We start from the raw sequence: 286 nt of genomic DNA on the forward strand, positions 1-286 counted from the left end.
TCTTCGAACTGGCCGTGGCCGCAGCCATCGCACTGTTCGGCCTGCAATCCGGCGCAGCGCTGGCCACCGTGGTTGGTGTGCTGGTGGAAGTACCGCTCATGCTGATGCTGGTCAAAATAGCTAATCGCACCCGGGACCGGTTTCCGGCATAAGCCGCAGAGGCCAGCGCCAGACTTCGGATCATGGCGCTGGCTTCACTCGCACTATCTGTTCAGCCCACCCCCACCCTGCTAATATCCCGCCCACATTTCTGACGCACCGAATCTGACGGAATCCACGCAATGGA

At 60.5% G+C, this 286-nt stretch carries 1 pseudogene; it reads left to right on the plus strand.

Features of this window, described 5'->3' with window-relative positions:
• Positions 1-152: pseudogene (locus B2W52_RS04960) on the plus strand (arsenical-resistance protein); the annotation flags it as partial.
• Positions 153-286: the final 134 nt, after the last annotated feature.

The sequence above is a fragment of the Marinobacter sp. UBA2498 genome (assembly GCF_002341575.1).
GTDB lineage: Bacteria > Pseudomonadota > Gammaproteobacteria > Pseudomonadales > Oleiphilaceae > Marinobacter > Marinobacter manganoxydans.